Here is a 24,149-nt window from a genome sequence, read left to right on the forward strand (position 1 = left end):
CGGCAGCGCGTCCAACGCAGCCGGTTTCGATGAGGCGCCCCCGGCCGGGCCGAGGGCGAGCTCTCGTCATTTCGCCTTCACGTCGCGCTCGAGGCGGCGCTCGAGGTCGGCGAGTTCCTTGGCGACATCGTCCTTGCCGGAGATGATATCGTGTACGGCCCGGTAGAAGGTGCGGGAAACGCGGTTATAGTTCTTGCCGGTCGCAGCCGACGGACGTGCGACCGATTCCTCGAAGGCGGTCTTCGCCATGCTCAGGAAGGGGATCTTAGCCAGCACATCGGCGTCCTCGTAGAGCGCCTCGACGGTCGGATTGTAGCCGCCTTCGATCGCACGCATCTTCTGGTCTTCCGCGCCGACCATATAGCGCAGCAGCTCCGCGGCAAGCTCCGGCTTCTTGGAATATTTGGAGACGCCGAGATAGGCCGTGCCGAGCGCGCCGCTCGACTTCTGCCCGTCCGCACCGACGGGAAGCGCGCTCACTCCGACCTTGCCGACGAGCTTGCCGCCCTCGGCCTGCGACGTTCCCCAAACATAGGGCCAGTTGCGGTGGAAGACGGCATTGCCGCTCTCGAAGAGGGCACGTGAGTTTTCCTCGTCATAGTTCAAGACCCCCTCGGGCGAGATCGTACCGATCCAGCCGCGGGCACGGGTGAGCGCCGCCTCCGTCTGCGGATTGTTGATCGTCACCTCGCCGTCGTCGGAAAGAATGGTGCCGCCGCCGGCGGAAGCGATCCACTCCAGAGCATCGCATGTCAGGCCCTCATAGCTCCTGCCCTGCCAGGAATAGCCCCAGATGTCCGGGCTGCCGGCCTTGCGCTCCGCGTCCTGGATCTCCTTGGCTGTCGCCGTCAGCTCATCCCAGGTTTTCGGCGGCTGCTTGCCGTATTTCTCCAGAAGGTCCTTGCGGTAGAACATGAGGCCCGTATCGATATAGAAGGGCATCGACAGGAGCTTGCCGTCGAGGCGCGCCGCATCCGCGGCAGAGGCGAAATGCGCCTTCACCTCGTTCTCGGGTACGAGAGAGGTCAGATCGAGGAGATGATCCTTGAACATGCCGAGCCAGATGACGTCGATATAGAGGACGTCCATGTCGGACGACTGGGCCGCGAACAATTGCTGATAGATCGGAATGGCGTCGTCGAGATTCTGCGGCATCCGGTTGAGCTTCACCTCGTGCCCGGTGTCTTTCGTCCATTTCTGGACGGCCTTCTCGCAAAGTTCGTAATCGGTCGCCGAACAGAACATCGACACGGTGTCCGCCTTTGCCGGAAAGGCCGATGCGACGGCAAAAACGGTCATGCCTGCGAGTGTTTTCAACATATGCTTCATGTTCGTTCCCTCATTTGTTCGCTTGTGAACGCAAGCTATATCGCGGCCTCCCGCCGCCGATATTTCGTCAGATCCTCTTTGAAAGGCAGGTTGCGGCCGCCATATCCCGTCACGGCCAGCGAGCCGCAGATCACGCCGAGCTCGATCGCGCCGCCGATGTCGGGCTCGGTGAGGAGCCCATGAACGAAGCCGGCGTTGAAACTGTCGCCTGCGCCCGTCGTATCGAAGACCTCGACGGCAAGCGCCGGCACGCGGGTCGTCCGGCCCTTGGAGGAAGCGATCGCTCCGTCCGCTCCGCACTTGATCACGACGGTCGGGCAGAAGCGGGCGATCGACGACAGCGCACGCTGCACGTCCTCCTCGCCCGTCAGCGCCTTCGCTTCCGATGCGTTCGGCAGAAAGACGTCGATCAGTCCCAGCATGTCCTCCATTCCGGGCGTCGAGAGCCGATAGTCGACATGCTGGCAGTCCGAACAGACGGTGATCCCGAGTTCGCGCGCGGCCTCGATCAGCCGCCGTCTTTCATTGTCGAGCGAAAACCCCTGCAGAAGCAGTATGCGCGGCCTGATCCGCGCCAGATCCTCCGGCGTCGGCAACGGGTCCGGCTCTTCGGCATAGCTGATGAAGCCGCGGTCATGCGCGAAGGAAAAGGCTGCACTCACGCGGCGCAGCGGCCTGTCGATATGGATGAAGAGGCGATCGTCGATATTCTCGCGGCGCGCTTCCTCGAGGATCATGCGGCTGAAGATATCGTTGCCGAACTGGCACCACCACCCGGCACTCGTTCCAAGCCGCGCGAATGCCAGCGCCGTCGAATAGGCGGCACCCGGCACCCACTCGAATTCCTCCGCCCAGAGATCGGCGCTGATCTTCGGCACCTCCGGGAGGCCACGGAAGATCAGGTCGAAGTAGTATTCTCCGACCACCATGACGTCATTGCGCGAACCGGGGCCCGCGCCGATCACGACCATTCCCCTGCGAACTCGGCGTGTGCCGCCAGATACTCATCGACGAGAGGCACGGCGCGCGAATAGGAAAGCACAAGGGGGTGAGCCATGAGCGCCTGGACCGCAAGATCGCGGCTGCGTTCCCTGATCGCCCGCACGGCCAGCCGTTCGTAGCGCTTCACATTGTGGACGAGCTGCGACTGCGCTTCCGGCATCGCACCGATCTTCAGCGGCCGGATACCTTCGCCATCGACCACGCAGCTCACCTCGACGACATCGTCGTCCCGCAAGCCTTCGATGGCGCCTTCGTTGCGCACGTTGAGGCCGGTATAGCAGGGTTTGCCGGTCTCAAGTGCATCGACCAGATTGAGCGCGACGCCGGCATAGCCCTCGCCCTCCTCTCCCGTCTCCGCGGCGGCAAGGCCTTCGACCAGCCGGTCGGCCTCTTCCATGCTGGGGGCGTCCGTCAGCGCATAATGCATATAGGTGGCGTTGCGGCGCCGCTCGTAAGCGTAATAGGCGGCGAGCGCCGCATCGGCGCCGGTATTCAAATCCATCGCGCTGAGCCGCGAGATCAGCGCTGCGTTCAGGTCCTTGACCTCCTCGCCGCGCGTGCGTGCATCGGCCTTGAGCGCCTCGACCGCCTTCTCCGCATAATAGTAATAATAGAGATATTCGTTGATCCAGTTGCGCTGGCTTCTGATGAGGCTCGCATCGAACATGCGCTGAGAGGTGGAGCGAAGAAAGCCGTCGTCATCGAGCAGCGACTGAAGGACTTCCTTGCCGTCGATCGTTGCGCGCCTGGTAAAGGACAGATGGTTGAGCCCATAGACTTCGCAGCGCACGTCGTTCTGTTGCACCTTGTGCCAGTGCGCCAGCGCCTCCTGCGCACCGTTCGCCCCGTCACAGATGCCGACGGTACGATGATAGCCCTCGTTCTGCAGCGCCTGAGTCACGAGCCCCGCCGGATTGGTGAAGTTGAACAGCCACGCATCGGGACTGACCTTCTTCAGGATCTCGGCATATTTCAGGATGACCGGAATGCTGCGAAGGGCCATGGCAAAACCGCCGGGACCGGTGGTTTCCTGGCCAAGCACCCCGTGGGCCAGCGCGATGCGCTCGTCCTTGATACGCCCATCCTCGTTGCCGGGGCGAACCGTCGTGACCACATAGCGCGCGCCGTCGAGCGCGCGTTCTGCGTCGGCCGCCATGGTGATCCGGACCGGTGACTGCATGCGCCGCGCCAGTTCCTGGCTTATACGCCCGAAAAGCTCGAGCTTGCGCTCGTTGATGTCCTGCAGGCAGATCTCGGTCAGGCCGCTTCTCTCCGCGCGCCTCAGCGCCGAACCGACAAAAAGGGGTGCCCGGACTCCGCCGCCGCCGATCAAGGTCAGTTTCATTCTTTACTCCGCCGTTCCGATCGTGGTATCGCTACTGGATATAACCAGTTATGTCAATTCGGACGGAAGCCGTTTTCCCGGTTTCCACTGGCGATCGCCGGAGTAGTCAGCGGCGCCTGCCGGCGATCCGAAAACCGCTTGGTACTTGTCTTCGGTCCGGACAGGTGCAATGCAAACGAACATCCGGAAACCGGCGGCTGAAACAAGAGAGCATGGCACGTCAAGCGAACCTACCGGACGAAAGCCCCATTGATCGCAACCATCCGGATGCGCTCTACGCACAGCTGCGAAATCTTCTGAAAGGCATGATCGAGCGGCGCGAGCTGTCGGTGAACGATAAGCTCCCTTCCGAGCGGGAGCTGGTGGCCGCCTACGGCGTCAGCCGCATCACCGTGCGCCAGGCGATCAAGGATCTCGAAAATCTCGGCTACCTGCAGACGCGGCCCGGAAAGGGCATCTACGTCACAGCGCCCGCGCCGTTTTACGAACTGGAAGTCGTTCGCAGCTTCACCCAGACGGCCCATGCAAACAATCGCAAGCCCGGCATGCGGCTCCTCAGGGCGGAGATCGTCGGGGCCGATCCGGAGGTCGCAAGACCGCTTTCGCTGCCGACCGGCGCCGAAGTGGTCTTTCTGGAGAGGCTGCGCCTTCTCGACGATTTACCGGTGGTCGTGCAGCGGGACTGGTTCTCCGCCTCGCTCGCGCCCGGCATTCTCGACATCGACTGGACGGTCGAGAACAGGTCGCTTTACGGCGAATTCGAGAACCGCTACGGCATCGTCCCGACGCGCGGACAATCGACCTTGAGCGCGCGGCTTGCATCCGACCTGGAGGCGTCCCTGCTCCAACTCGAGCGGCCGGCGGCCGTCCTGACGCTCGATCAGATCGCCTATGACAATCACAACCGTACCGTCAATATCAGCGCGGCAGCCTATCATCCGACGCGCTATCCGCTTTCGCTGAGGCAGTCGCACCGGCGCTTCTAGCCAGAGCACTTCCGGGAAACGTCCAATACCGCCCGGCGCCGGTCTCAATCTTCCCGGAAGGCATGCCGCATCTGGTCGGTAAGGGGCTTGGTCAGATAGGAGATCACCGTCCGGTCGGCGATCTTGATGAACACCTCGGCCGGCATGCCCGGATAGAGCGAAAGGCCCTTCAGCTTGGCGAGGCTCTCCGCTTTCGGCCGGATGCGCAGCGGGTAGTAGCTGGCGCCGGTGCGCTCGTCCGTGACAAGATCAGGAGCGACGGTCACGACTTCGGCTTCGACCTCCGGCGTAGTGCGCTGGTTGAAGGCGCTGAAGCGGATTTCGACCGGCTGGCCGACACGGATCTGGTCGATGTCGTGGGTCGCTACCTTCGCCTCGACCGTCAGGTCCTCGGCCTCGGGCACGACAAGCATCAGCGTTTCGCCCGGATTGACGACGCCGTTGACGGTATGGATCGCCAGTTGGTAAATGCGCCCGGGAAGCGGCGCGGTGATATCGAGGCGGCGCAGCTGGTCGGTCGCGGCGGTGCGGCGCTCCTCATATTCGGCGATCTTCGCCTCGACGTCCGTCAGTTCCTTCGATATCTCGCTGCGCCGGTCCTCGTCCAGCTGCAGGATCTGCAGGTCGATCTCGCTCGACTTGCCCCGGGCCTGGGCCCGGGCGGCGATATGCCTGCCGCGTCCACCCTCCAGCTCCGCCCGCTGGCGCTTCAGCGTCGTTACCCGCTGCATAGGCACGAGCCCCTGGCCGAAAAGCGAATCGACTCCGGTCAGCTCCTCCGCAATCAGCTTCAGCGCCTCCTCGATCGCGTTCAACTGCACAGTGAGCCCTTCGACCTCATCGGCGAGCTGCGCCTTTCTCGATTCGAGCTGTCCCTTCATGCCGGAAAGCGCCGACCGGCGGCTGTCAAAGAGCCGCTGTTCGCCCTCTATGAGCTTCGCCGCCGCCGTGCCGGGGATGAACTCGGCAAGATCCTCCTCGATTTCGAAGGATGCGGCGCCGATCCGCTCCGCCTGCAGCCGGGCGCGTCGGGCGTAGAACTGCGCCAGCGTGCTCTCGATGATCGCCAGATTGGCACGCACGGTGGTACCGTCCAGGCGGATCAGCACCTGGCCCGCTTCGACCCGATCGCCTTCCTTGACCAGGAGTTCGCCGACGATGCCACCGGTCAGATGCTGGACTTTCTTGACGTTGTCGTCGACGATCACGACGCCGCCGGCAACGATGGCGCTCGAAAGCTCCGTCGTCGCGGCCCAGCCGCCGACACCGGCAACGAGGGCAAGCGCGAGGACCGAGACGCCGATCAAATGGCGGGAGAGCGACCGGCGTGCAGTCGGCCTCTGCTGCTGGATCCAGCCCTTCATTGCTTCGCCTCCTGCCCTTCTGTAACGACTTTCAGGGCATTCTGTCGCTCCACCTGTTGCGGGCGAAGCACCTGGCCGAGAACCTGCTCCTTCGGCCCGAAGGCCTGCATGCGACCCTCGTTCATCATCAGCACGAGATCGACGCTTGCAAGCGCGCTCGGCCGATGGGCGACGACGATGACGATGCCGCCGCGGCTGCGCACGCTCATGATCGCTTCGCTGAGCGCCTGCTCGCCCTCCGCATCGAGGTTGGAATTCGGCTCGTCGAGAACGACGAGGAAGGGATCGCCGTAAAGGGCCCTCGCCAGAGCCACCCGTTGACGCTGGCCGGCCGAAAGCGTCATGCCGCCATCGCCGATCTCGGTGTCATAGCCGTTCGGCAGGCGCAGGATCAGATCGTTGACACGCGCCGCCTTCGCGGCGGCGACGATCGCCTCCGATGTCGCGTCTTCCGCAAAGCGGCAGATGTTCTGCGCGATCGTCCCGGCGAACAGTTCCACGTCCTGCGGCAGGTATCCGACATGTTTGCCGAGCGTGTCGCTGTCCCACTGGTCGAGCGCCGCGCCGTCGAGCCGAACGGAACCGCGATAGGCGGGCCAGATTCCGAGGATGGCGCGCGCCAAAGACGATTTTCCCGAGGCGCTCGGGCCGATCACGCCGACGGCGCCGCCGGCACGGACGGTGAAGTTCACATCCGAGACGATGAGGCGCTGTGCCGCGGGCGGACCGCTTGCCAGCCCCTCCACCGTGAGGCGTTCGCGCGGGTCCGGAAGCTGGAGCGGCGCGTCGGCCTCCGGCAGGGCTTTGAGCAATTCCTTGAGACGCTGCCAGCTCTGACGTGCCGCGACAAGACCGCGCCAGTTGCCGATCGCAAGTTCCACGGGCGCAAGAGCCCGGGCCGTCAGGATCGAGCCGGCGATAATGATGCCGGGCGAAGCTTCGCCGCGGATCACCAGAACGGCGCCGGCCGCCAGAACGCCGGATTGCAGCGCCATGCGGAAGACCTTCGACAACGCGCCATAGCCGTTGCCGATGTCGGACGTACGCCGGTTCTCGTCACGGAATTCCGTGTTGCGGCGCTCCCACAGCCCGGTGAGCCGCGCGGACATGCCCATGGCATGCACCACTTCGGCATTGCGCTGGGAGGCCTGAGCGAAGGCGTTGCGCAGCCCTCCGGCTTCCGACGCTTTCTTGGCAGGCGCCTGCGTGCCGCGGTTGGTGAGATAGGTGAGCAACGTCAGGATCAACCCGCCGATGATCGCGATCAATCCGATGACCGGGTGAAAAAGAAAACAAATCGCGACGTAGAAAGGCAGCCAGGGCAGGTCGAAGAGCGCGGCCGGACCGACGCCGGACAGGAACGACCGGACCTGATCGAAGTCGCGCAGCGCCTGAAGGCCGTCTCCCTGCATTCTGAGCTTCAACGGCGCCTTCACGATGGCGCGGTAGATGCGTCCGTTCAGGCTCTCGTCGAGGGCGCCGGCGATGCGCACCAGCATCCGCCCGCGGATGAGCTCGAAGGCTCCCTGAAAGGCATAAAGCAACAGCGCGAGGAGAGAGAGGGCAATCAACGACGGAATGCTGCGGCTCGGCAGGATCCGGTCGTAGACTTCGAGCATGAAGAACGAACCGGTGAGATAGAGAAGATTGACGAGCGCGCTGGCGATGCCGACGCCGATAAAGGCCGCCCGGCAATCGCGTAGTGCGGCGGCTGGATCGGCATTCCTGCCCTTGGATGTAGCCATGAACTCAGGCACCGGCTGATATCTCGCTATCGGGTTTCAGGTGCATGCGGCTCCTTTTCTCTTCATCCGCCGCCGAACACCGCAGACCGGCCATCCGCATCGACGCTCTTTTGTCCCGTTGTCTGGACCGTGCCGGCTCATACTTCCAAAGCTCGCAAGGAAGAGTTGTTCCCGAAAATATAATGATGTACGCCAAACTTGCTTAATTGACTACCGGTCACTGCGAATCCCGCGCTTTGCTGCCGGCATTCGCGCCATCACTCCATCGAAGCTGCGGCCTCGGCCAGAGGGGCGGATACGGTCGGAGGGATCGGCTCGGCCGTCGCTGCCAGAGAGCTTCCCTCGATGCTGCCGCCCCTTCCCCATGTCGCGGCAAGGCTCATCAGTTCCTCCATTTCCCGCCGGAGCCGATGCCATGCGAGGATCTCGTCCGCGTGCGTCGCATTGGTGCGCGGATCATAGAAGCGGCCTATCTCGTCGCCGGCGCTCCTGCGGGCGGCCTCGAGCCGCCCCTTCAAGGCGCCCGCCTCCTCCTTCAGCGAAAAATACCGGCGCATTACCGCAATCAGGGCAAGATCGTTCGGACTGGCGTTCACGAGCATTCCTCCGCGCAATTTCTTCAGCCCGACGGCGCAGGGACTCGCGGCCGGCAGGGCCGGCCCCAATTGCCCAAGACTTTGGCACTTTTCCGGCAAGGCGGGAGAAAATGCGGCGCACGAAAAAGAACGACCCGGCGGAATATCCGCCGGGTCGTTCCTCGTCCTGATGAGACCTTTCGGCCGGATGGATCCAATGACCCGTGCTTGGCTCAAGCCTCGAGGCGTCTGCGCCCGCCCGTGTCGCCCTCGACCTGCTCCATTTCCCGCCTGTTGTGCCGGATCGAAGACCAGAGCGAAAGACCGATGAGGCCCGCCCCGCCGAGGCCGGTAATGACTTCGGGAATGTGGATCAGCGTCTGGAAGTACATGACCACGGAAAGGATCAGGATAGCGTAGAAGGCGCCGTGCTCCAGGTAACGGTATTCACTGAGCGTGCCCTTCTCGACCAGCATGATCGTCATGGAGCGGACATACATCGCCCCGATGCCGAGCCCGATGGCGATGATGAAAAGGTTCTGGGTCAAAGCGAAAGCGCCGATCACTCCGTCGAAGGAGAAGCTGGCGTCGAGCACTTCCAGATAAAGGAAAGCCCCGAAGCCCCCCTTCGCCGCAGCGCTCATCGTCTGCTGCGAGGCGTCGAGCAGACCGCCGACCACCTCGACGGCCAGGAAGGTGAGGAGGCCGTAAACGCAGGCATGAACGAAGACCACGGCTTCTTCCGCTTCGAGCAGCCTCGAAAAGCCGAGTATGAGCGCCAGCACGAAGGCAATTTCGACGCCTTTGATGGTCGCAAAGCGTGCCATCCGGCTCTCCAGCCATGCAATCCAGTGCACGTCCTTCTCATGATCGAAGAAATAGGTGAGACCGACCATCATCAGGAATGTACCGCCGAATGCGGCGATCGGCAGATGCGCCTCGTGCATGATCCGGGAATATTCCTCGGGCCGGGCCGCTGCGAGAATGACGGCATCGATCGGACCGATACCCGCGGCGATGACCACGATCAGCAGCGGAAAGACGATGCGCATTCCGAAAACGGCGATGAGGATGCCCCAGGTCAGGAAGCGTTGCTGCCAGACGGGGGTCATGTCCTTGAGCTTGTTGGCATTGACGATGGCGTTGTCGAAGGACAACGAGATTTCCAGGACGGCAAGCACGGTGCAGATAAAGAACACCGTCATCATTCCGCCGATGGTGCCGGTCGACTGCCAGCCGAGCCATCCGCCAAGCAGAAGCCCGGCAGCCGTAACGATGAACGCCCATTTGAAATAACCGAGGGCGGTTGTCTGTGTGCTGGATCCGGTCATGGGCGAACCTCCCCTCCACGCGCTGTGGAAGCGTGGGCGAAAGGGAGATTTCCAGAGACAAAAAAACGCACAGCCGTATGGGCACATGCGTGAGGCATGAGATCAGTTTTCATGGTAGCTATATCCGCCGGCGTGACTTGCTGGCGGTACCGACATCACGAGAGCGCCGTAAACTCTCGCCAGAGGGGCCCGGCACCAATGTTCATCCCGCATTCCGATGTCCAAGAGCGGGACGTCTCTTACTTAGCAATGCCGCGCCTTGCGTCAAGGGGCAGGCGCGTGCTCGCAGCGGAACCAAAAGCCCGTTTCCCAAGTTTCATTTCCAACCGGCAACAACCCCGCGAGGCTCGCGTCATGCATTGTTTCTGGTGGGATAAGAGTGTCGAATTGGAACTCGGAACCGAGGGCAAATATCGCGACGTGAAAAGCACGCGCGAGGCCGTAGAATGCCTGTTGCAGCGATGGCCGCGTCGGGATGGACCGGCGCTGGCCGCAGCCAAGCGCGTATGCCTCCAGGCTCTGGATGGCAAGGTAAAGACCGAAAGGGCCCGCAGGGCCTTTATAAAGGCAGCGGAAGAGGCACATATTTCGATCCGCAGCCATTAGACCAGGACAATTCAGATTCCAACGCGTCGAAAGACGCGGTCGATCGAGTTTCGGAGTGGGACGCGGGAGGCGCCGTGCTGGCGGCCTTCGTATTGGGCGAGGAAGAACGATGTACGAGATTCCATGGAGCAAGCCCGTCAATATCAACATGCTCGACGGCAGGTGCCGCACGGTTGTCGGCCCGCTCGATGCGATGCACTGCCTGCAAAGCGAATGGCCGGTGCGGGACGGCGCCTATTATGGCTGCGCCATCCGTGCATGCAATGCGGCGCTCAAGCGCAGAAAGAGACCGGAAGATGCGCGGGCTGCCTTCATCGCCGCTTTGCGGGAGGCCTTTCTGACGGTCGTGCCGCTGCAGGAGGAAGGTCATGGACCCCGGCCCTTGGAATGAATGCGTCCCCGTGCGGATGCCCGATGATCCGCAGATCCACATGGTGTCGAACACCCGACAGGCGGTCGAATTGCTGACGAAGCGGTGGCCGGTCAGCCACGGCCAGGCTTACCAGGCGGCAATCGACATCTGCATGGCGGTGCTCGAACGCGAATCCCCCGCTTATGTCGCGCGGGCGGCCTTCGTCGCTGCCGCCAAAGAGGCGCAGGTCAATATCGTAAGCTGACCGATACATGCGCGGGAGGACACCGCATGCGGCTTCCCGCGCGCACCCACGATTCAAGGTGCCTACGAAGCGTTGCGCGCCTGACGGAGCTTGGCGTCGGGTGGGAACTCTTCGCCTGCTCGCGTGTTGATCAGCGGATCAACAAACGTGGGATATCCGATGCCAAAGGCCAATGGTTTCAGCAGGTTTGCAAGTGCGGTGGCGGAGTATGCCGGGCGCCCCGCCGTCTTTGTCCTCGCCCTTGTATTGATAGCCGTATGGGCCCTCACAGGCCCGATCTTCGGTTTTTCCCAGACGTGGCAACTCGTCGTCAATACCGGCACGACGATTGTCACCTTCCTGATGGTCTTCGTCCTTCAGAACACGCAGAACCGGGACGGCCGAGCGCTTCAGACGAAGCTCGACGAGCTCATTCTGACGAGCTCGGCTGAGAACAGTTACGTAGGCATTGAGAGGCTCGACGAGAAAGAGCTGAAACGCCTGGGCGAGATACTCCAGCAGCACGCCCACGACGAAGACGATCATACGCTTCGGGAAAAGGTCGCGAACGTTCTCAGCCGGCGGCCGCCGACCCGGAGCTAGGCGTCGGAACCAAAACACACCGCATCCGTTTGCCTGACGAATGGCGGGCGACCGCAGAACCCAATGCGGCATGGAAGCGCCGCAGCGAACGAGGAGGTGCCGTATGCATCTTGTAGGTACACAAGTGATCCCCGAACAGGGCGGGAAAGCCGGCTTCACGGTCGAATTCGTCGGCGACGGCGGTGAGATCGTTTCGGTCTCGATGCGCAACGACGCGGCCGCAAACCTCAACCGGCTCAACGCCATCGAAAAGGCGCAAGCCGTCATGCGTGAGCTCGCGTCCGCCGATTGCAGCGCGATCGAGGAGTCCCAGGAAACCTCGAAAATCCACCGCAGCGCACGTGGCGCGAAAGACACGGATGAAATGGAAAGGCAGCTCGACGAGGGCCTTGAGGACACATTCCCCGCCAGCGATCCGGTATCCGTTACGGTTTCCACGATCCCGACCGACCGCGCGAAGAACGGCCAGCCATGAACCAGTCATCGCCCGTCGCCTTGATCACCGGTGCCGGATCCGGCATCGGCCGAGCCACCGCGTTTACGCTTGCCGCAGACGGCGTGAAGGTGGGAGCGCTGGGGCGCACCCGCATGGAGGTGGAGGAAGTCGCCGATGAGATCGTCGGTTCCGGCGGCCAGGCGATCGCGCTGGAGGCGGATATCTCCGACGAGCTGCAGATGCGCAACGCAGTCAGAGATCTTGTGCTCAAGTTCGGTCATCTGGACATCGTCGTCGCCAATGCCGGCATCAATGGCGTCTGGGCGCCGATCGATGACCTGAAGCCTTTCGAATGGGACGAGACGATCGCCGTCAACCTGCGCGGCACGTTCCTCACCCTGCATTTGACGGTTCCCTACCTGAAACAGCGCGGGGGCGGCGCCATCGTGGTCGTTTCGTCGATCAATGGCACCCGGACCTTCACGACACCGGGTGCCACGGCCTACACCGCCACGAAGGCGGCACAGGTCGCGATCGTTCAGCAATTGGCGCTGGAGCTCGGCAAGCACCGTATCCGGGTCAACGCCGTTTGCCCCGGCGAGATCGAGACGAACATCAACGACAACACCAAGCTGCGCCACGAAGCGGAAACGGCGATTCCCGTCGAATGGCCGGAGGGGCAGGTGCCTATCACCGACGGGCAACCGGGGCGCAGCGAAGACGTGGCGGAGCTTATCCGTTTCCTCGTCTCCGAGCGTGCGCGCCACGTGACCGGAAGCCCCGTCTGGATCGACGGCGGCCAGGGCCTGCTGCGATAGTCCCTCCCCTCGTCACAGATCATGATCGACAAGAATGCGTTCCGCGCTCGCTCGCCGGCCGTCTTTCCTGGTCTCGCCTGAGATGCGTTCCCCTGGCGACACTTCGACACGCAAAGCCGCACAGGAAAGGGCCCCGCCCGGGGCGGCGGGGCCCACTATTTTGTTCGTTATTATTGAGGAGAGCGTGGATCCGTAGGGGCTTTGCGGAGAGGGAACTTGATTCCACGCGGTCCGACTATCAAACCGTGCAGCGATGCGTTTGTTCCCTTCGCACCGGATAATGTTGTCGCTTCCGGGTTTTCCCGGACGATACCGCCAGAGGGCAAGCGATGGCGGGCGAATGAATCGTTAACCATCTAGCCGATAGACGTGGCTGGTGATGAACGTAGGGTGATTCGATGGCAGCTGAGTTTGGTGAACGAGCCATGGTCCGGGGCGGCGACGTGGTCGCGTTTCCTTTGGCGGCACGCGCAGGCGATGTCGACCGCTGCGCACGCGAACTCGACCGGATACACGGGCCCGCTGCCGTCGACTACTGGAAGAGCGAGTGCCGAAAGCTCGCCGAGCAGCTTTCGGCACTCGGTCTACGCGAGGACGATATCCGAAACGAGGTCCTCGCGTTCCAGGCGGAAGTCCAGATCGCTATCGCCGAACGCTATCAGGAACCTGCGGCCCGGAACCGCTCCGACAGCCGCCCATGATGCCTCGATCTTTGTAACGCCGGATAAATCACCCGGTCCAGCTATGTACGCGGAACTGCGCTTCCTCGGCGGCCTTTATGAAGGCGGCACGTGCGACATCGGGCTCGTCATCGCCGTCGATCACGCGCTCGCATGCTGCGAAGGCCTCGCGCTTTGCGTCTCCGTCGGCAACCGGCCAGTGATTTTTGAGGCAAAGAAAAGCGTCGCGGGTGCTCTGTACCCGTAGGACGCGGTTCTCACCGGCCTCCAGAATCACCGCCTCGCTCCAGAGGCGATCCTGCGTCAGCATGTCGACATTCCTTCAAGTTGGTTATCGACGGGCGCGGGCCGGTTGATTCCCTCGAGAACGAGACCGCCGAGTTCCGGATTGACCCGGCTGATGTCCGCAAGAGCCACGATGCCGGCCGCGTGTCGCTTCCCATTGACGACGACGAGGCGCCGGATGCGCAGGTCGTGCATCTTCTGGGCGGCAAGCAGGAGGCTGTCGTCCTCCTCGCAGGATTCGGCAGCGACTGTCATGAACTCGAACACGGCCGTCGAACTGGACAGCCCCTGCGCGACGACGGAGGTGACGATATCCCGATCGGTGACGATCCCGAGGATCGTTCCGACACCCGGCGTTTCCACCGGCACCGCGCCAACCCCTGTCTCGGCCATGAGCCGGGCGACGGACTGCGCCGTATCGGTGGGAGAAACGGTGAAAACCTGCCGAGACATTACGTCCCGAACACGGACCATCTTGTCCTCATGGCCGGCCATCGATGAGACTCCTCCCATTGATCGAGGCCGGAATTGCCACTTCATCTGCCGTCGACTTCTTTGGAGTGAGGTCGACACGGTAAGGGCCAATGACCTGAGGTTGCCAGGTATTCCGCCCCGATTTCTTCGGATTTGGATTTTCAGGCGGCCGGGCAAAGTTCGGACGCTTCTGTTTCAGTCGAACGCGCACGATACGCTCCCTTCTCTTGCGTGGACATGCGGGGGGCTGAAAACGCAGCCTTTCGATTAACGCACGAAGGTAGAAGGGGTTCCGGTCTAATTGCCCCGGCAGGCGTGTCAAGGCGGCTCAGGGTCCAGATCCGTCCGGTCCCTCGCATCCTGCAGCATGGAAGCGATTTCCGTCGTCATCGCGTTCTGCCTGGCAAAGGCTTCCGAGGGTACGACGCCGGGATCTTCCTCATGATCCTGAACGATCGGGACCTCTTCCAGGGCGCGGTTGACTTCCGCCCAGACGTCCTTGTGGCGGTAAAGCGCGGATAGGACGGCAACAAGGATTTCTCTGTGCGCCGCCAGGCGAAACTCGATGCTTTGATTTTCCATGTATTGCCCTCAAGGGCTTGCGTGGCGGCGCATGCCGNCCGCCACGCTCGTGATTCAGGGACAGGAGCCGCACCAAGCAGACTTGCGCATGCATGCTGCGCACATCCAGCGCCGCGTCTCCGTCAGACGCGCAATGCTACTCCAAGACTTCCACGACCGTGTGCGTCTTCGGATTTACCACGACGCGCTTTTCGTTGACGATCGCATAGGCAAAATCGGGCTGGTCCGGGATCGTGTGGATCTCCACCGTTTCCGGAATCGGTTGCCCGACGACAATCTCGCCTTCATAGGTGATAGAAGGCGTCTTCTGCTCCATCACATAGGTTCTTACTTCGCCGGGCAGGACGACTGTCGTCTGCGCGACGGCCGATGAACCGATCAAAAGCAGTGCAGCAGTCATAGATGCAAATCTCTTCATGGCGTTCTCCTTCCACTCAACTGGATGTCCCTAGACCACTCAAACTGGTGATGTCGCTTTTGGTTCCCGTGTCGAGCGGCGGAGATCTCTCCCGGTGTAGGCCGCGCGATCAGATGCCGCATTGAGCCCGTCCGGGAAATATCCCCCGGCTCTCAGGAACCAAAGGGCCGGAAAGGCATTTCCCAACGTCACCTAGAGAAATCTTCATAGGCAGAAGGGCAATATTCGACATGCCTGCTATCGGCGGTCACGCATCGCAACAATCACCGCTGCTTGAGGAGCAAGTCGTCGATCTGATTCCCGCTCTGCGGGCGTTCGCTCGAACGTTCACGTCAGCGTCGTTCGAGGCCGACGACCTCGTTCAGGAGACATTGTTCCGGGCGTTGAGAAGCATCGAGCAGTTCGAGCCCGGTACGAGCCTCAAGTCCTGGCTGTTTACGATCATGCGAAATGCATTTCGTACGCAGTACAAGATCCGCACGCGGGAAAGCCCGGGGAGCACCAATTGTGCCGAATTGCCGATTCCAACCGCGCCGTCGCAGGAGTGGTCCGTGCTCAACGGCGAGCTGCGCAGCGCGCTTGGGGCTCTTTCACCCGAGCACCGCGAAGTCCTCGTGCTCGTTGCCGGGTTCGGAATGAGCTATAAGGAAGCCGCTGACATATGCGACTGCGCGATCGGTACGATCAAGAGCCGGCTCAGCCGGGCACGTGACGAACTGACGGCGCAAATGCACGGCAATCCGCTGAACTGACTGAGCGGACGAGCGGCTCCACGAGAGCAAACCGGCTTTCGGTCAGCGCTTGCGCTCGTCAAGGGCTTTTTGCAACTCCCGCGCCAGTTCGAGAAGTCGCTCCGGGACTGCTTCCTTGCGCATCTTCTGGACGAGCGACGCAATCCGCTCATCAACGGCTTTTTCCGCGTCCGCATCCGCGGAAACCCTGCTATCGTCCATTCGCCCGTCCTTAACCACGACCCGGATCCTGCTACAGAATATTGTTCCCGCTTGGCGCTGTACATCATCAAAACGGCGGGCGTGAAAGGGCTACAGCCATGGTGAGCTGAAACATTCTTCCGACCGTGAGGGCAAACCGGGACTTTTATACCTCGGCCCGAATACCGTTTACCGGCGCGTTCCGCAAGCGCAATGCGCTTTCAGCATGCGCGGTTACTTGTCCGAGACGTGTTCCTTCTTTCCCTTGCGCTTGGTCGAGGCCATTTCCTCGAGTTCCTTCTCGGTCATGGACTCTTCCATGCCCCTGGAGGCGCCCTTGAGTTCGCTCTTCTTCTTTTCGCCTCGTTTGGCGGCAAGGGCCGCGCCGGCAGCCTTCTGCTGCGCCTTCGACTTTGCAGGCATGGCTCCTTTCTCCTTTCGGTGCATGGCACTCACCGCAATGCACGGAGTTCGCTCCCGCACCGCGTCGCTGCCGGAACCGGCGAGACTCGATTATGTTCCCCCGCTCGAGCCAGCTTTACGGTTCTGATCGGCAAGCCGAAACAATGACGGAAGCTCGGGGGGCGCATGGCGGGACGGAAACGAAGGGGCTTTCCGAGCCTCTCGCCTTCGCTCTATTCGTTGTCGATCTCGAGCTTCTTGCTGAAGACCAGCGCGAGGACCGTGCAAAGAGCGCCGGAGAGAAGATAGTAGCCCGCGAAGGCGAGCCCGAAGCGGCTGGTCAGCCCCAGCGCCACCAGCGGCGCAAAGCCTGCGCCGATCAGCCAGGACAGGTCCGAGGTGAGCGCCGCCCCCGTGTAGCGGTACGCCTTGCCGAAGCGCGACGCGACGGCTCCGGCGGCCTGGCCGAAGGAGAGGCCGAGGATCGTGAAACCGACGATCACGAAGACGTCGCGACCGGTGGCGCCAGCCTGGAGCAGCATCGGGGCGACGAAGCTGAAAATCGCGATCAGGACCGCGCAAATTCCGAGGTGATTGCGCCGGCCGATGCGATCGGCAATCAGCCCGGAAGCGACGATGGCCAGGATGCCGCAGACCGCGCCGAGGAACTGCACCATCAGGAACGAACTTGCGCCGTGATCCGTGTAGATTTCCACCCAGCTGAGCGGAAACACGGTCACCAGATGGAAGAGGGCGAAGCTTGCAAGCGGGACGAAGGCACCGATGAGGACGTTGCCTCCATTTACCCTGAGCACTTCCGTGACCCGGGCCGCCTGAAGCTCGTGCATGTCGAGCAGCGTTCCGAATTCCTTCGTCATGACGAGCCGCAGGCGCGTGAACAGCGCGACGACGTTGATCGCAAAGGCTACGAAGAACGGGTAGCGCCAACCCCAGGCGAGAAAGTCCGCCTCGGAAATCGAAACGAGAAAATAGGCGAAGAGGGCGCTGGCGAGCATGAAACCAAGGGGCGCGCCGAGCTGCGGAATCATCGCGTACCAGCCGCGATGGTGCTGCGGCGCGTTCAGAGCGAGAAGCGAGGCCAGCCCGTCCCAGGCGCCGCCAAGCGCAAATCCCTGACCGAGACGAAAGACGGCAAGCAGCGCGATGGACCAGGCGCCTAGCGTCTCATAGCCCGGCAGGAAGGCGATCGAGGCCGTCGAGCCGCCAAGGAGGAAAAGCGCGATCGTCAGCTTGACGCCTCGGCCGTAAGTGCGGTCGATGGCCATGAAGACCAGCGAACCGACCGGCCTTGCAACGAAGGCAAGTGAAAAAATCGCGAAGGAGTAGAGCGTCGCCGTCAACCGATCCGGAGCGAAAGGAAAGAAGAGCTGGGGAAAGACGACCACGGAGGCAATGCCATAGACGAAGAAGTCGAAGAATTCCGCTGCCCGGCCGATAACGACGCCGATGGCGATATTGCCGGCAGATACGGAGGTGTCGTCGTGAATGCGCCGCGCGTCGCGCTCCATCGAAGAGGACGACGGTCCCAGGGACTGTTGCATTGCACTGCTCATCAAACGCCTCCCGCGCTCGCACGGGGGTTAGGAACATGCGGTGTTCCGCCGCACCCGCTCGTACTCTCAAGGTGAGAGCGCAAGGCCCCCTTGAAGGGATCTTGACCAATCAACCGCTCATATCAAGGGGAGAAACGCGAAATAATGCGTTTCACGTCCTCGCTACCTGCAAGCGGCGGAAGATGCTGCGTCGCAAAACGACTGCGGCGGATTGCTGCAGTGCGACCATCGACCTCATACCTTTCCCGCCCACTCTACTTTAGTCGCAAAGCCGTCGAAACAAATAGAGCTTCGAGCCGTGCCAGAACTGTTGAAGTTTTCCCGCCGCCTCGCCGTTTTGCCGCTGTTCTTCGTGATGGCGGGATGCGACATGGTGGTGATGTCGCCGTCCGGCGATATCGCTGCGCAGCAACGCGATCTGATCGTCATATCGACGATCCTCATGCTGCTGATCATCGTCCCGGTCGTTTTCCTGACGCTTTTCTTCGCCTGGCGGTATCGGCGGTCCAACACGAACGCCACCTACGATCCGGAGTGGCACCACTCGACGGCGCTCGAGGTGGTGATCTGGTCGGCACCGCTTGCGATCATCATCGCGCTCGGGGCGGTCACCTGGATCAGCACGCACAAGCTCGACCCCTATCGGCCGCTCGACCGGCTGGATGCGGAAAGGGCGATACCCGCGGACGTCAGACCGCTGAACGTCGAGGTCGTGGCGCTCGACTGGAAATGGCTGTTTTTCTATCCCGACCTCGGAGTCGCGACCGTCAACGAGCTCGCAGCGCCCGTCGACGTTCCGATCCGCTTCAAGATCACCGCCTCCTCGGTGATGAACTCCTTCTATATTCCGGCGCTTGCCGGCCAGATCTATGCGATGCCGGGCATGGAAACGAAGCTCCACGCGGTGATCAACAAGCCGGGCGAATATGAAGGCTTCTCGGCCAATTACAGTGGCGACGGCTTCTCCCACATGCGTTTCAAGTTCCACGGGCTCGACCGGCAGGGCTTCGACGACTGGGTGGCGCGGGTGAAGGCGCAGGGGACCGCGCTCAACCGCGACGCCTATCTGAAGCTCGAAAAGCCGAGCGAAAGGGAGCCGGTCCGCTATTACGCCGCGGTCGAGGACGGCTTGTATCGGGCAATCCTCAACCTATGCGTCGCACCCGGCAAGATGTGCATGGAGGAGATGATGCACATCGACATGATGGGGGGCGCCGGCAAGGAGAGCGCCGAGAACCGGGAAAAGCTGGAATACGACAACAGGCATTCCCTTGCGGAAGGAGCGCCGGCCGCAACGCACCCGGCGACGGGCACACCCGCGCGCAGCCAGCACGAGCCGCAGGGCACCGGCGCAGAGGAGCCGATGCAGCACGATATGCCCATGGGGGGACACGAGGGACACTCGATGCCGGGCATGAACCATGAGAGCGATCCGGCACCGCCGCAGCTCAACCATTGAACACGGCGCGTTGCGCCAACGATTGAACAGGTTTCCCATGTTCTCCGATCCAGATTTTCTGAAGCTCATCTTCGGCCGGCTTACCCTCGACGCGATCCCTTATCACGAGCCGATCCTCGTCGTGACCTTTCTCGCCGTCGCGCTCGGCGGCATCGCGCTGATCGGGCTCATCACCTATTACCGCTTCTGGGGGACGCTCTGGCGCGACTGGCTGACGAGCGTCGACCACAAGAAGATCGGCATCATGTACATCATCCTCGCGCTGGTGATGCTGTTGCGCGGATTTTCCGACGCGATCATGATGCGGCTGCAGCAGGCGATGGCCTTCGGCGGCTCGGAAGGCTACCTGCCGCCGCATCATTATGACCAGGTCTTCACCGCACACGGTGTCATCATGATCTTCTTCATGGCGATGCCCTTCGTGACGGGGCTGATGAACTTCGTCGTGCCGCTGCAGATCGGCGCGCGCGACGTCTCCTTCCCCTTCCTCAACAATTTCAGCTTCTGGATGACGACGGCCGGCGCGATCATCATCATGCTCTCGCTCTTCGTCGGCGAGTTCGCGCGGACCGGATGGCTTGCCTATCCGCCGCTGTCGGGCGCGGACTACAGCCCCGGCGTCGGGGTCGACTATTACATCTGGGGCCTGCAGATCGCCGGCATCGGAACGACGCTGTCGGGGATAAACCTCATCGCCACCATCGTGAAGATGCGCGCCCCCGGGATGACGATGATGAAGATGCCGGTCTTCACCTGGACCTCGCTCTGCACCAACGTGCTGATCGTCGCCACCTTCCCGGTGCTGACCGCGACGCTGGCGCTGCTTACGCTCGATCGGTATGCCGGCACGAACTTCTTCACCAACGACCTCGGCGGCAATCCGATGATGTATGTCAACCTCATCTGGATCTGGGGCCATCCGGAGGTCTACATCCTCATCCTGCCGGCCTTCGGCATTTTCTCGGAAGTCGTCGCAACTTTCTGCGGCAAGCGGCTCTTCGGCTATGCCTCGATGGTCTATGCGACGGTCGTCATCACCATCCTCTCCTACATCGTCTGGCTGCACCACTTCTTCACCATGGGCTCGGGTGCGAGCGTCAACGCGTTCTTCGGAATCACGACGATGATCATCTCGATCCCGACCGGAGCGAAGATGTTCAACTGGCTCTTCACCATGTATCGCGGCCGCATCCGCTACGAGGTGCCGATGCTCTGGACCATCGGTTTCATGGTGACCTTCGTGCTCGGCGGCATGACCGGCGTTCTGCTTGCGGTTCCGCCTGCCGATTTCGTGCTGCACAATTCGCTGTTCCTCATCGCCCACTTTCACAATGTCATCATAGGCGGCGTCGTCTTCGGGCTGATGGCAGGCGTCGTCTACTGGTTCCCGAAGGCTTTCGGATTCAGGCTCGATCCGTTCTGGGGCAAGATGTCCTTCTGGTTCTGGCTGACCGGCTTCTACTTCGCCTTCATGCCGCTCTACGTGCTCGGGCTCATGGGGGTCACGCGCCGCGTCAGCCAGTTCGAGGATCCCTCTCTGCAGATCTGGTTCGTCATCGCGGCCTTCGGCGCCTTCCTGATCGCGCTCGGTATCCTGTCGATGCTGATCCAGCTCGTCGTCAGTTTCGTGCGGCGCGAAGAACTGCGCGACACGACCGGCGACCCCTGGGACGGGCGCACGCTCGAATGGTCGACCGCCTCGCCACCGCCGGATTACAATTTCGCCTTCACTCCGCTCGTCCACGATCAGGACTCCTGGTGGGACATGAAAAAGCGCGGCCACAGCCGGCCGCTTGCAGGCTTCAAGCCGATCCACATGCCGAAGAACACCGGCACGGGCGTCATCCTCGGGGCGATCAGCGTCGTCTTCGCCTTCGCCATGGTCTGGTACATGTGGTGGCTGGTGATCCTCTCCTTCGTCGCCATGGTGGTGATCGCCGTCGGTCACACCTTCAACTATGACCGCGACTTCCACATTCCCGCAAACGTCGTCGCCGACACAGAGGGCAAGCGCACAGAAGTGCTTGCCGCCGAGGTGCAAGCATGACCGAGTTCCGTACCGAAAGCGCGCTTGATGCGGACCAGGCGCCGACCTTCTACCTGACGGAGGAGCACCACCCCGAAGGAAGCACGATGCTCGGCTTCTGGCTCTATCTGATGAGCGACTGCCTGATCTTCGCGGTTCTCTTCGCCACCCATGCGGTTCTCGGCCGAAACTATGCCGCAGGCCCCTCGCCCGCCGATCTCTTCGACCTGCCGCTCGTCGCGGTGAACACGTCGATGCTGCTTTTTTCCTCGATCACCTACGGCTTCGCCATGCTGGCGATGGAACGTTACGAGAAAAAAGCGACGCTCGCCTGGATGGCAGTCACCGCGCTCTTCGGCATCGCCTTCGTCGGGCTCGAGCTCTACGAATTCGCGCATCTGATCCATGAGGGCGCCGGACCGCAGCGCAGCGCCTTCCTGTCCTCCTTCTTCACGCTCGTCGGCACGCACGGCCTGCACGTGACCGCCGGCATCGTCTGGATGTTCGTGCTCATGGCGCAAGTCGCAAAACGCGGGCTGATCCCGGAAAACAAGCGCCGCCTCATGTGCCTTTCGATGTTCTGGCACTTCCTCGACGTCGTCTGGATCGGCGTCTTTTCCTTCGTCTATCTGATGGGAGTTCTCGGATGAGTACGCACGCACCTTCGCACGAGGACGCTTTCGAGGCCCATCATGGCCACAGCCATGGTCACGACGCGGGACACGGAACGCTGAAGAGTTACGTGACCGGCTTCGTCCTCTCCGTCGTCCTGACCGCGATCCCCTTCTGGCTGGTGATGGCCGACGTTCTCGACAGCGCCGTCCTCACCGCCGCGATCATCATGGCTCTCGGCGCCGTCCAGATCGTCGTCCACATGATCTTCTTCCTGCACATGAACACCCGCTCTGAAGGCGGCTGGACGATGATGGCGCTGATCTTCACGATCCTTCTCGTCGCCATCGCGCTTTCCGGCTCGCTCTGGGTCATGCATCACCTGAACACGAACATGATGCCGATGAGCCCGGAAATGATGAAAAACATGCCGTGAGTCGGAGCTTCGCCCCTCACCGGACCTTCTCCCCGCCTGCGGGGAGAAGGCGCCGGGAGGCGGATGAGGGGCGCCAGCAGATCGAATTCAAAGACAAGCTTGCAATGGTAGACGTCGAAGCCGCATCAAGACAGCACTCCCGGCTCTCGCTTGCGATCCTCAGCATCCTCGGCCTCCTGCTCATCGCGGCTTTTGCTGCGCTCGGCACGTGGCAGCTCAAGCGCCTCTCCTGGAAGCTCGACCTGATCGCCCGGGTCGAGGAGCGCGTCCGGGCGGCACCCGTGCCTGTGCCGCCGCGCAGCGACTGGCCGAACGTCAACGCCGCGCGAGACGAATACCGGCACGTCACTCTCCAGGGCCGCTTCCTCCACGAGAAGGAAACGCTGGTCTATGCCGCAACCGAGCGCGGTGCCGGCTATTGGGTCGTAACGCCGCTTGCGGCGGCCGATGGGACGACCGTGCTCGTGAACCGCGGCTTCGTCCCGACGGAGAGGCGTGAGGCATCGACGCGGCGGGAAGGCCAGATCGAGGGCGAGGCGAAGGTCACCGGCCTCGTGCGCATGGACGAGCCGAACGGTTCACTCCTTCAGTCGAACAAGGCCGGGGAAAACCGTTGGTATTCGCGCGACGTGGGTGCGATCGCTGCGGCGCGCGGCCTCTCCGAGGTCGCGCCCTACTTCGTCGACGCGGATGCTGTCCCCAATCGCGGCGGGCTTCCCGTCGGAGGCCTGACGCGCGTCGTCTTCCCGAACAATCACCTCGTTTATGCCGTCACATGGTACGGTCTCGCGGCCATGACGGCAGGCATGCTGGTGATTTTGTGGAGGACGGCGAGGAGATCGGCCCCGGCGCGGCGTAACGGCCGCGCCGGCCAAGACATCAATTCGCGGAGTTGAGGGTCATCGATGTGCCCGCGGCCGCGACATTGAGACCGAGCTGGCCGGTGACGCTGACCGTCTGGAGGTGGATAGAGCCGGAGGTGCCGCCGACGAGGACGTTGGCGCCCACACCCGCACCGAGCGTCGCCTCGGCGCTCGCGCCCTTATAGATACCGCTCAAAGAACCATGGTGGTAGCCTGCCGTCGGCGCGAACACGGCCCAGATCAACCGGCTGCGCATCGTGAAACCCACGTCGATCCCGAGTTTGCGAATTTCTCCCGTGTAGCGATCCTCGATCACGTCGCCGCCGAGCGACCGGAAAGCGCACTCGACCTCTTTGGACGAACCGAGCACGTAGCCGGCGCCGCCGCCGATGTCGCATTCCAGATAGCCTATCTTCACACCGCCGCGCGCGTCCTGCACCGCCGGCGGCGGCGCCGGCTCCTGATAGGTCAGATCGGCGGCATTGGCGCCCGCGGCGGCAGACGCGATCGTGACCGCGAAAAACGCCTTGGCGAGAGTCTTTTTCATGCATCTTCTCCTTTTCGGCTCATGATCGGCAGAAACCCCGGCCGATCGTCCGAAACAAATTCAGTAATGTCAGCCGCACGGAAAGCTATCGTGCCGCTATGCCTGCCACTCAGGCGGGCTCAC

The 24,149-nt window shown here is 62.3% G+C and carries 29 protein-coding genes; 14 read left to right on the top strand and 15 right to left on the bottom strand.

Annotation, left to right across the window (positions count from 1 at the left end; all coding sequences use genetic code 11):
• Window positions 1–66 precede the first annotated feature (66 nt).
• From ACTJKL_RS11960 to ACTJKL_RS11970, 3 genes are read right to left on the bottom strand one after another with little or no spacing between them, the layout of a single operon-like run.
• The gene (locus tag ACTJKL_RS11960) at window positions 67–1,329 is read right to left on the bottom strand and encodes an ABC transporter substrate-binding protein (protein ID WP_440852944.1); all 1,263 of its coding nucleotides are present in this window, start codon (window positions 1,327–1,329) and stop codon (window positions 67–69) included.
• Window positions 1,330–1,364: 35 nt separating this feature from the next.
• Entirely contained in the window at window positions 1,365–2,300 is a 936-nt protein-coding gene (locus ACTJKL_RS11965; RefSeq protein ID WP_440852945.1) for a carbohydrate kinase family protein, read from the bottom strand.
• Window positions 2,291–3,676, bottom strand: a complete 1,386-nt coding sequence (locus tag ACTJKL_RS11970; RefSeq protein WP_440852946.1) for a 6-phospho-beta-glucosidase — start codon at window positions 3,674–3,676, stop codon at window positions 2,291–2,293. Before ACTJKL_RS11970 ends, ACTJKL_RS11965 begins: the two co-directional genes overlap by 10 nt.
• Window positions 3,677–3,888: 212 nt before the next feature.
• On the opposite strand from ACTJKL_RS11970, the gene ACTJKL_RS11975 reads away from it, so the two are divergent.
• Window positions 3,889–4,662: a GntR family transcriptional regulator gene (locus ACTJKL_RS11975; protein ID WP_440852947.1), complete on the top strand. Its 774-nt coding sequence runs from the start codon at window positions 3,889–3,891 to the stop codon at window positions 4,660–4,662.
• 44 nt (window positions 4,663–4,706) lie between these two features.
• Here the strand turns inward: ACTJKL_RS11975 and ACTJKL_RS11980 are convergent, their stop codons facing one another.
• The 4 genes from ACTJKL_RS11980 to ACTJKL_RS11995 all read right to left on the bottom strand — a co-directional run bounded on the left by ACTJKL_RS11980 (window position 4,707) and on the right by ACTJKL_RS11995 (window position 9,677).
• Window positions 4,707–6,026 carry an HlyD family type I secretion periplasmic adaptor subunit gene (locus ACTJKL_RS11980; protein WP_100671507.1) on the bottom strand — a complete coding sequence of 440 codons (1,320 nt, stop codon included), beginning with the start codon at window positions 6,024–6,026 and terminating at the stop codon, window positions 4,707–4,709.
• A complete protein-coding gene (locus tag ACTJKL_RS11985) occupies window positions 6,023–7,771 on the bottom strand; it encodes a type I secretion system permease/ATPase (protein WP_440852948.1) in 1,749 nt (582 codons plus the stop codon). Before ACTJKL_RS11985 ends, ACTJKL_RS11980 begins: the two co-directional genes overlap by 4 nt.
• 257 nt (window positions 7,772–8,028) lie before the next feature.
• Entirely contained in the window at window positions 8,029–8,373 is a 345-nt protein-coding gene (locus ACTJKL_RS11990; protein ID WP_411922935.1) for a hypothetical protein, read from the bottom strand.
• 206 nt (window positions 8,374–8,579) lie between these two features.
• Window positions 8,580–9,677 carry a DUF475 domain-containing protein gene (locus ACTJKL_RS11995; RefSeq protein WP_440852949.1) on the bottom strand — a complete coding sequence of 366 codons (1,098 nt, stop codon included), beginning with the start codon at window positions 9,675–9,677 and terminating at the stop codon, window positions 8,580–8,582.
• A gap of 354 nt (window positions 9,678–10,031) precedes the next feature.
• On the opposite strand from ACTJKL_RS11995, the gene ACTJKL_RS12000 reads away from it, so the two are divergent.
• From ACTJKL_RS12000 to ACTJKL_RS12030, 7 genes are all read left to right on the top strand, one after another.
• On the top strand, window positions 10,032–10,283 hold the full coding sequence (locus tag ACTJKL_RS12000; RefSeq protein ID WP_013850417.1) for a DUF982 domain-containing protein: 252 nt from the start codon (window positions 10,032–10,034) through the stop codon (window positions 10,281–10,283).
• Window positions 10,284–10,392: 109 nt separating this feature from the next.
• On the top strand, window positions 10,393–10,674 hold the full coding sequence (locus ACTJKL_RS12005) for a DUF982 domain-containing protein (protein WP_003526277.1): 282 nt from the start codon (window positions 10,393–10,395) through the stop codon (window positions 10,672–10,674).
• Window positions 10,652–10,900 (top strand): DUF982 domain-containing protein, encoded by a 249-nt coding sequence (locus ACTJKL_RS12010; RefSeq protein ID WP_013850416.1) that lies wholly within the window; start codon window positions 10,652–10,654, stop codon window positions 10,898–10,900. Before ACTJKL_RS12005 ends, ACTJKL_RS12010 begins: the two co-directional genes overlap by 23 nt.
• 159 nt (window positions 10,901–11,059) lie before the next feature.
• Window positions 11,060–11,482, top strand: coding sequence for a low affinity iron permease family protein (locus ACTJKL_RS12015; RefSeq protein WP_275599332.1), 423 nt, complete (start codon window positions 11,060–11,062; stop codon window positions 11,480–11,482).
• A 103-nt stretch (window positions 11,483–11,585) separates the two neighbouring features.
• Window positions 11,586–11,957 carry a hypothetical protein gene (locus tag ACTJKL_RS12020; protein WP_198516676.1) on the top strand — a complete coding sequence of 124 codons (372 nt, stop codon included), beginning with the start codon at window positions 11,586–11,588 and terminating at the stop codon, window positions 11,955–11,957.
• Window positions 11,954–12,736 (top strand): SDR family oxidoreductase, encoded by a 783-nt coding sequence (locus ACTJKL_RS12025; RefSeq protein WP_324763499.1) that lies wholly within the window; start codon window positions 11,954–11,956, stop codon window positions 12,734–12,736. The genes ACTJKL_RS12020 and ACTJKL_RS12025 overlap by 4 nt, the downstream gene beginning before the upstream one ends.
• Window positions 12,737–13,134: 398 nt before the next feature.
• Entirely contained in the window at window positions 13,135–13,437 is a 303-nt protein-coding gene (locus ACTJKL_RS12030; RefSeq protein ID WP_440852950.1) for a DUF6074 family protein, read from the top strand.
• Between the two features lie 28 nt (window positions 13,438–13,465).
• Here ACTJKL_RS12030 and ACTJKL_RS12035 read toward each other — a convergent pair whose 3' ends face one another.
• The 4 genes from ACTJKL_RS12035 to ACTJKL_RS12050 form a co-directional block, all read right to left on the bottom strand.
• The gene (locus ACTJKL_RS12035) at window positions 13,466–13,726 is read right to left on the bottom strand and encodes a DUF982 domain-containing protein (protein WP_440852951.1); all 261 of its coding nucleotides are present in this window, start codon (window positions 13,724–13,726) and stop codon (window positions 13,466–13,468) included.
• The gene (locus ACTJKL_RS12040) at window positions 13,720–14,196 is read right to left on the bottom strand and encodes a CBS domain-containing protein (RefSeq protein ID WP_018099032.1); all 477 of its coding nucleotides are present in this window, start codon (window positions 14,194–14,196) and stop codon (window positions 13,720–13,722) included. Before ACTJKL_RS12040 ends, ACTJKL_RS12035 begins: the two co-directional genes overlap by 7 nt.
• 297 nt (window positions 14,197–14,493) lie before the next feature.
• Complete coding sequence (locus ACTJKL_RS12045; protein ID WP_379939132.1) at window positions 14,494–14,757, bottom strand: hypothetical protein; 264 nt, start codon at window positions 14,755–14,757, stop codon at window positions 14,494–14,496.
• A 136-nt stretch (window positions 14,758–14,893) separates the two neighbouring features.
• On the bottom strand, window positions 14,894–15,175 hold the full coding sequence (locus tag ACTJKL_RS12050; RefSeq protein ID WP_100671487.1) for a DUF1236 domain-containing protein: 282 nt from the start codon (window positions 15,173–15,175) through the stop codon (window positions 14,894–14,896).
• A gap of 230 nt (window positions 15,176–15,405) precedes the next feature.
• On the opposite strand from ACTJKL_RS12050, the gene ACTJKL_RS12055 reads away from it, so the two are divergent.
• Window positions 15,406–15,927, top strand: coding sequence for a sigma-70 family RNA polymerase sigma factor (locus tag ACTJKL_RS12055; RefSeq protein ID WP_018099035.1), 522 nt, complete (start codon window positions 15,406–15,408; stop codon window positions 15,925–15,927).
• A gap of 42 nt (window positions 15,928–15,969) precedes the next feature.
• Here the strand turns inward: ACTJKL_RS12055 and ACTJKL_RS12060 are convergent, their stop codons facing one another.
• The 3 genes from ACTJKL_RS12060 to ACTJKL_RS12070 form a co-directional block, all read right to left on the bottom strand.
• A complete protein-coding gene (locus ACTJKL_RS12060) occupies window positions 15,970–16,128 on the bottom strand; it encodes a hypothetical protein (RefSeq protein WP_018099036.1) in 159 nt (52 codons plus the stop codon).
• Between the two features lie 213 nt (window positions 16,129–16,341).
• Entirely contained in the window at window positions 16,342–16,530 is a 189-nt protein-coding gene (locus ACTJKL_RS12065; protein WP_003526298.1) for a DUF3008 family protein, read from the bottom strand.
• A gap of 212 nt (window positions 16,531–16,742) precedes the next feature.
• A complete protein-coding gene (locus ACTJKL_RS12070) occupies window positions 16,743–18,083 on the bottom strand; it encodes an MFS transporter (protein ID WP_275599334.1) in 1,341 nt (446 codons plus the stop codon).
• Window positions 18,084–18,381: 298 nt separating this feature from the next.
• On the opposite strand from ACTJKL_RS12070, the gene cyoA reads away from it, so the two are divergent.
• The 5 genes from cyoA to ACTJKL_RS12095 all read left to right on the top strand — a co-directional run bounded on the left by cyoA (window position 18,382) and on the right by ACTJKL_RS12095 (window position 23,512).
• Entirely contained in the window at window positions 18,382–19,542 is a 1,161-nt protein-coding gene (cyoA, locus tag ACTJKL_RS12075) for a ubiquinol oxidase subunit II (RefSeq protein ID WP_411922939.1), read from the top strand.
• Window positions 19,543–19,579: 37 nt separating this feature from the next.
• On the top strand, window positions 19,580–21,589 hold the full coding sequence (gene cyoB, locus ACTJKL_RS12080) for a cytochrome o ubiquinol oxidase subunit I (protein ID WP_324763497.1): 2,010 nt from the start codon (window positions 19,580–19,582) through the stop codon (window positions 21,587–21,589).
• Window positions 21,586–22,218 carry a cytochrome o ubiquinol oxidase subunit III gene (cyoC, locus tag ACTJKL_RS12085; RefSeq protein WP_100671477.1) on the top strand — a complete coding sequence of 211 codons (633 nt, stop codon included), beginning with the start codon at window positions 21,586–21,588 and terminating at the stop codon, window positions 22,216–22,218. The genes cyoB and cyoC overlap by 4 nt, the downstream gene beginning before the upstream one ends.
• Window positions 22,215–22,616 carry a cytochrome o ubiquinol oxidase subunit IV gene (gene cyoD, locus ACTJKL_RS12090; RefSeq protein ID WP_100671475.1) on the top strand — a complete coding sequence of 134 codons (402 nt, stop codon included), beginning with the start codon at window positions 22,215–22,217 and terminating at the stop codon, window positions 22,614–22,616. The genes cyoC and cyoD overlap by 4 nt, the downstream gene beginning before the upstream one ends.
• A 104-nt stretch (window positions 22,617–22,720) precedes the next feature.
• Entirely contained in the window at window positions 22,721–23,512 is a 792-nt protein-coding gene (locus ACTJKL_RS12095) for an SURF1 family protein (RefSeq protein WP_440852952.1), read from the top strand.
• Here the strand turns inward: ACTJKL_RS12095 and ACTJKL_RS12100 are convergent.
• Window positions 23,496–24,026: a DUF992 domain-containing protein gene (locus ACTJKL_RS12100; RefSeq protein WP_275599336.1), complete on the bottom strand. Its 531-nt coding sequence runs from the start codon at window positions 24,024–24,026 to the stop codon at window positions 23,496–23,498. The two genes, ACTJKL_RS12095 and ACTJKL_RS12100, sit on opposite strands and share 17 nt — an antisense overlap.
• Between the last annotated feature and the right edge of the window lie 123 nt (window positions 24,027–24,149).

The organism is Sinorhizobium sp. 22678, from assembly GCF_052044265.1.
Lineage (GTDB): Bacteria > Pseudomonadota > Alphaproteobacteria > Rhizobiales > Rhizobiaceae > Sinorhizobium > Sinorhizobium meliloti_A.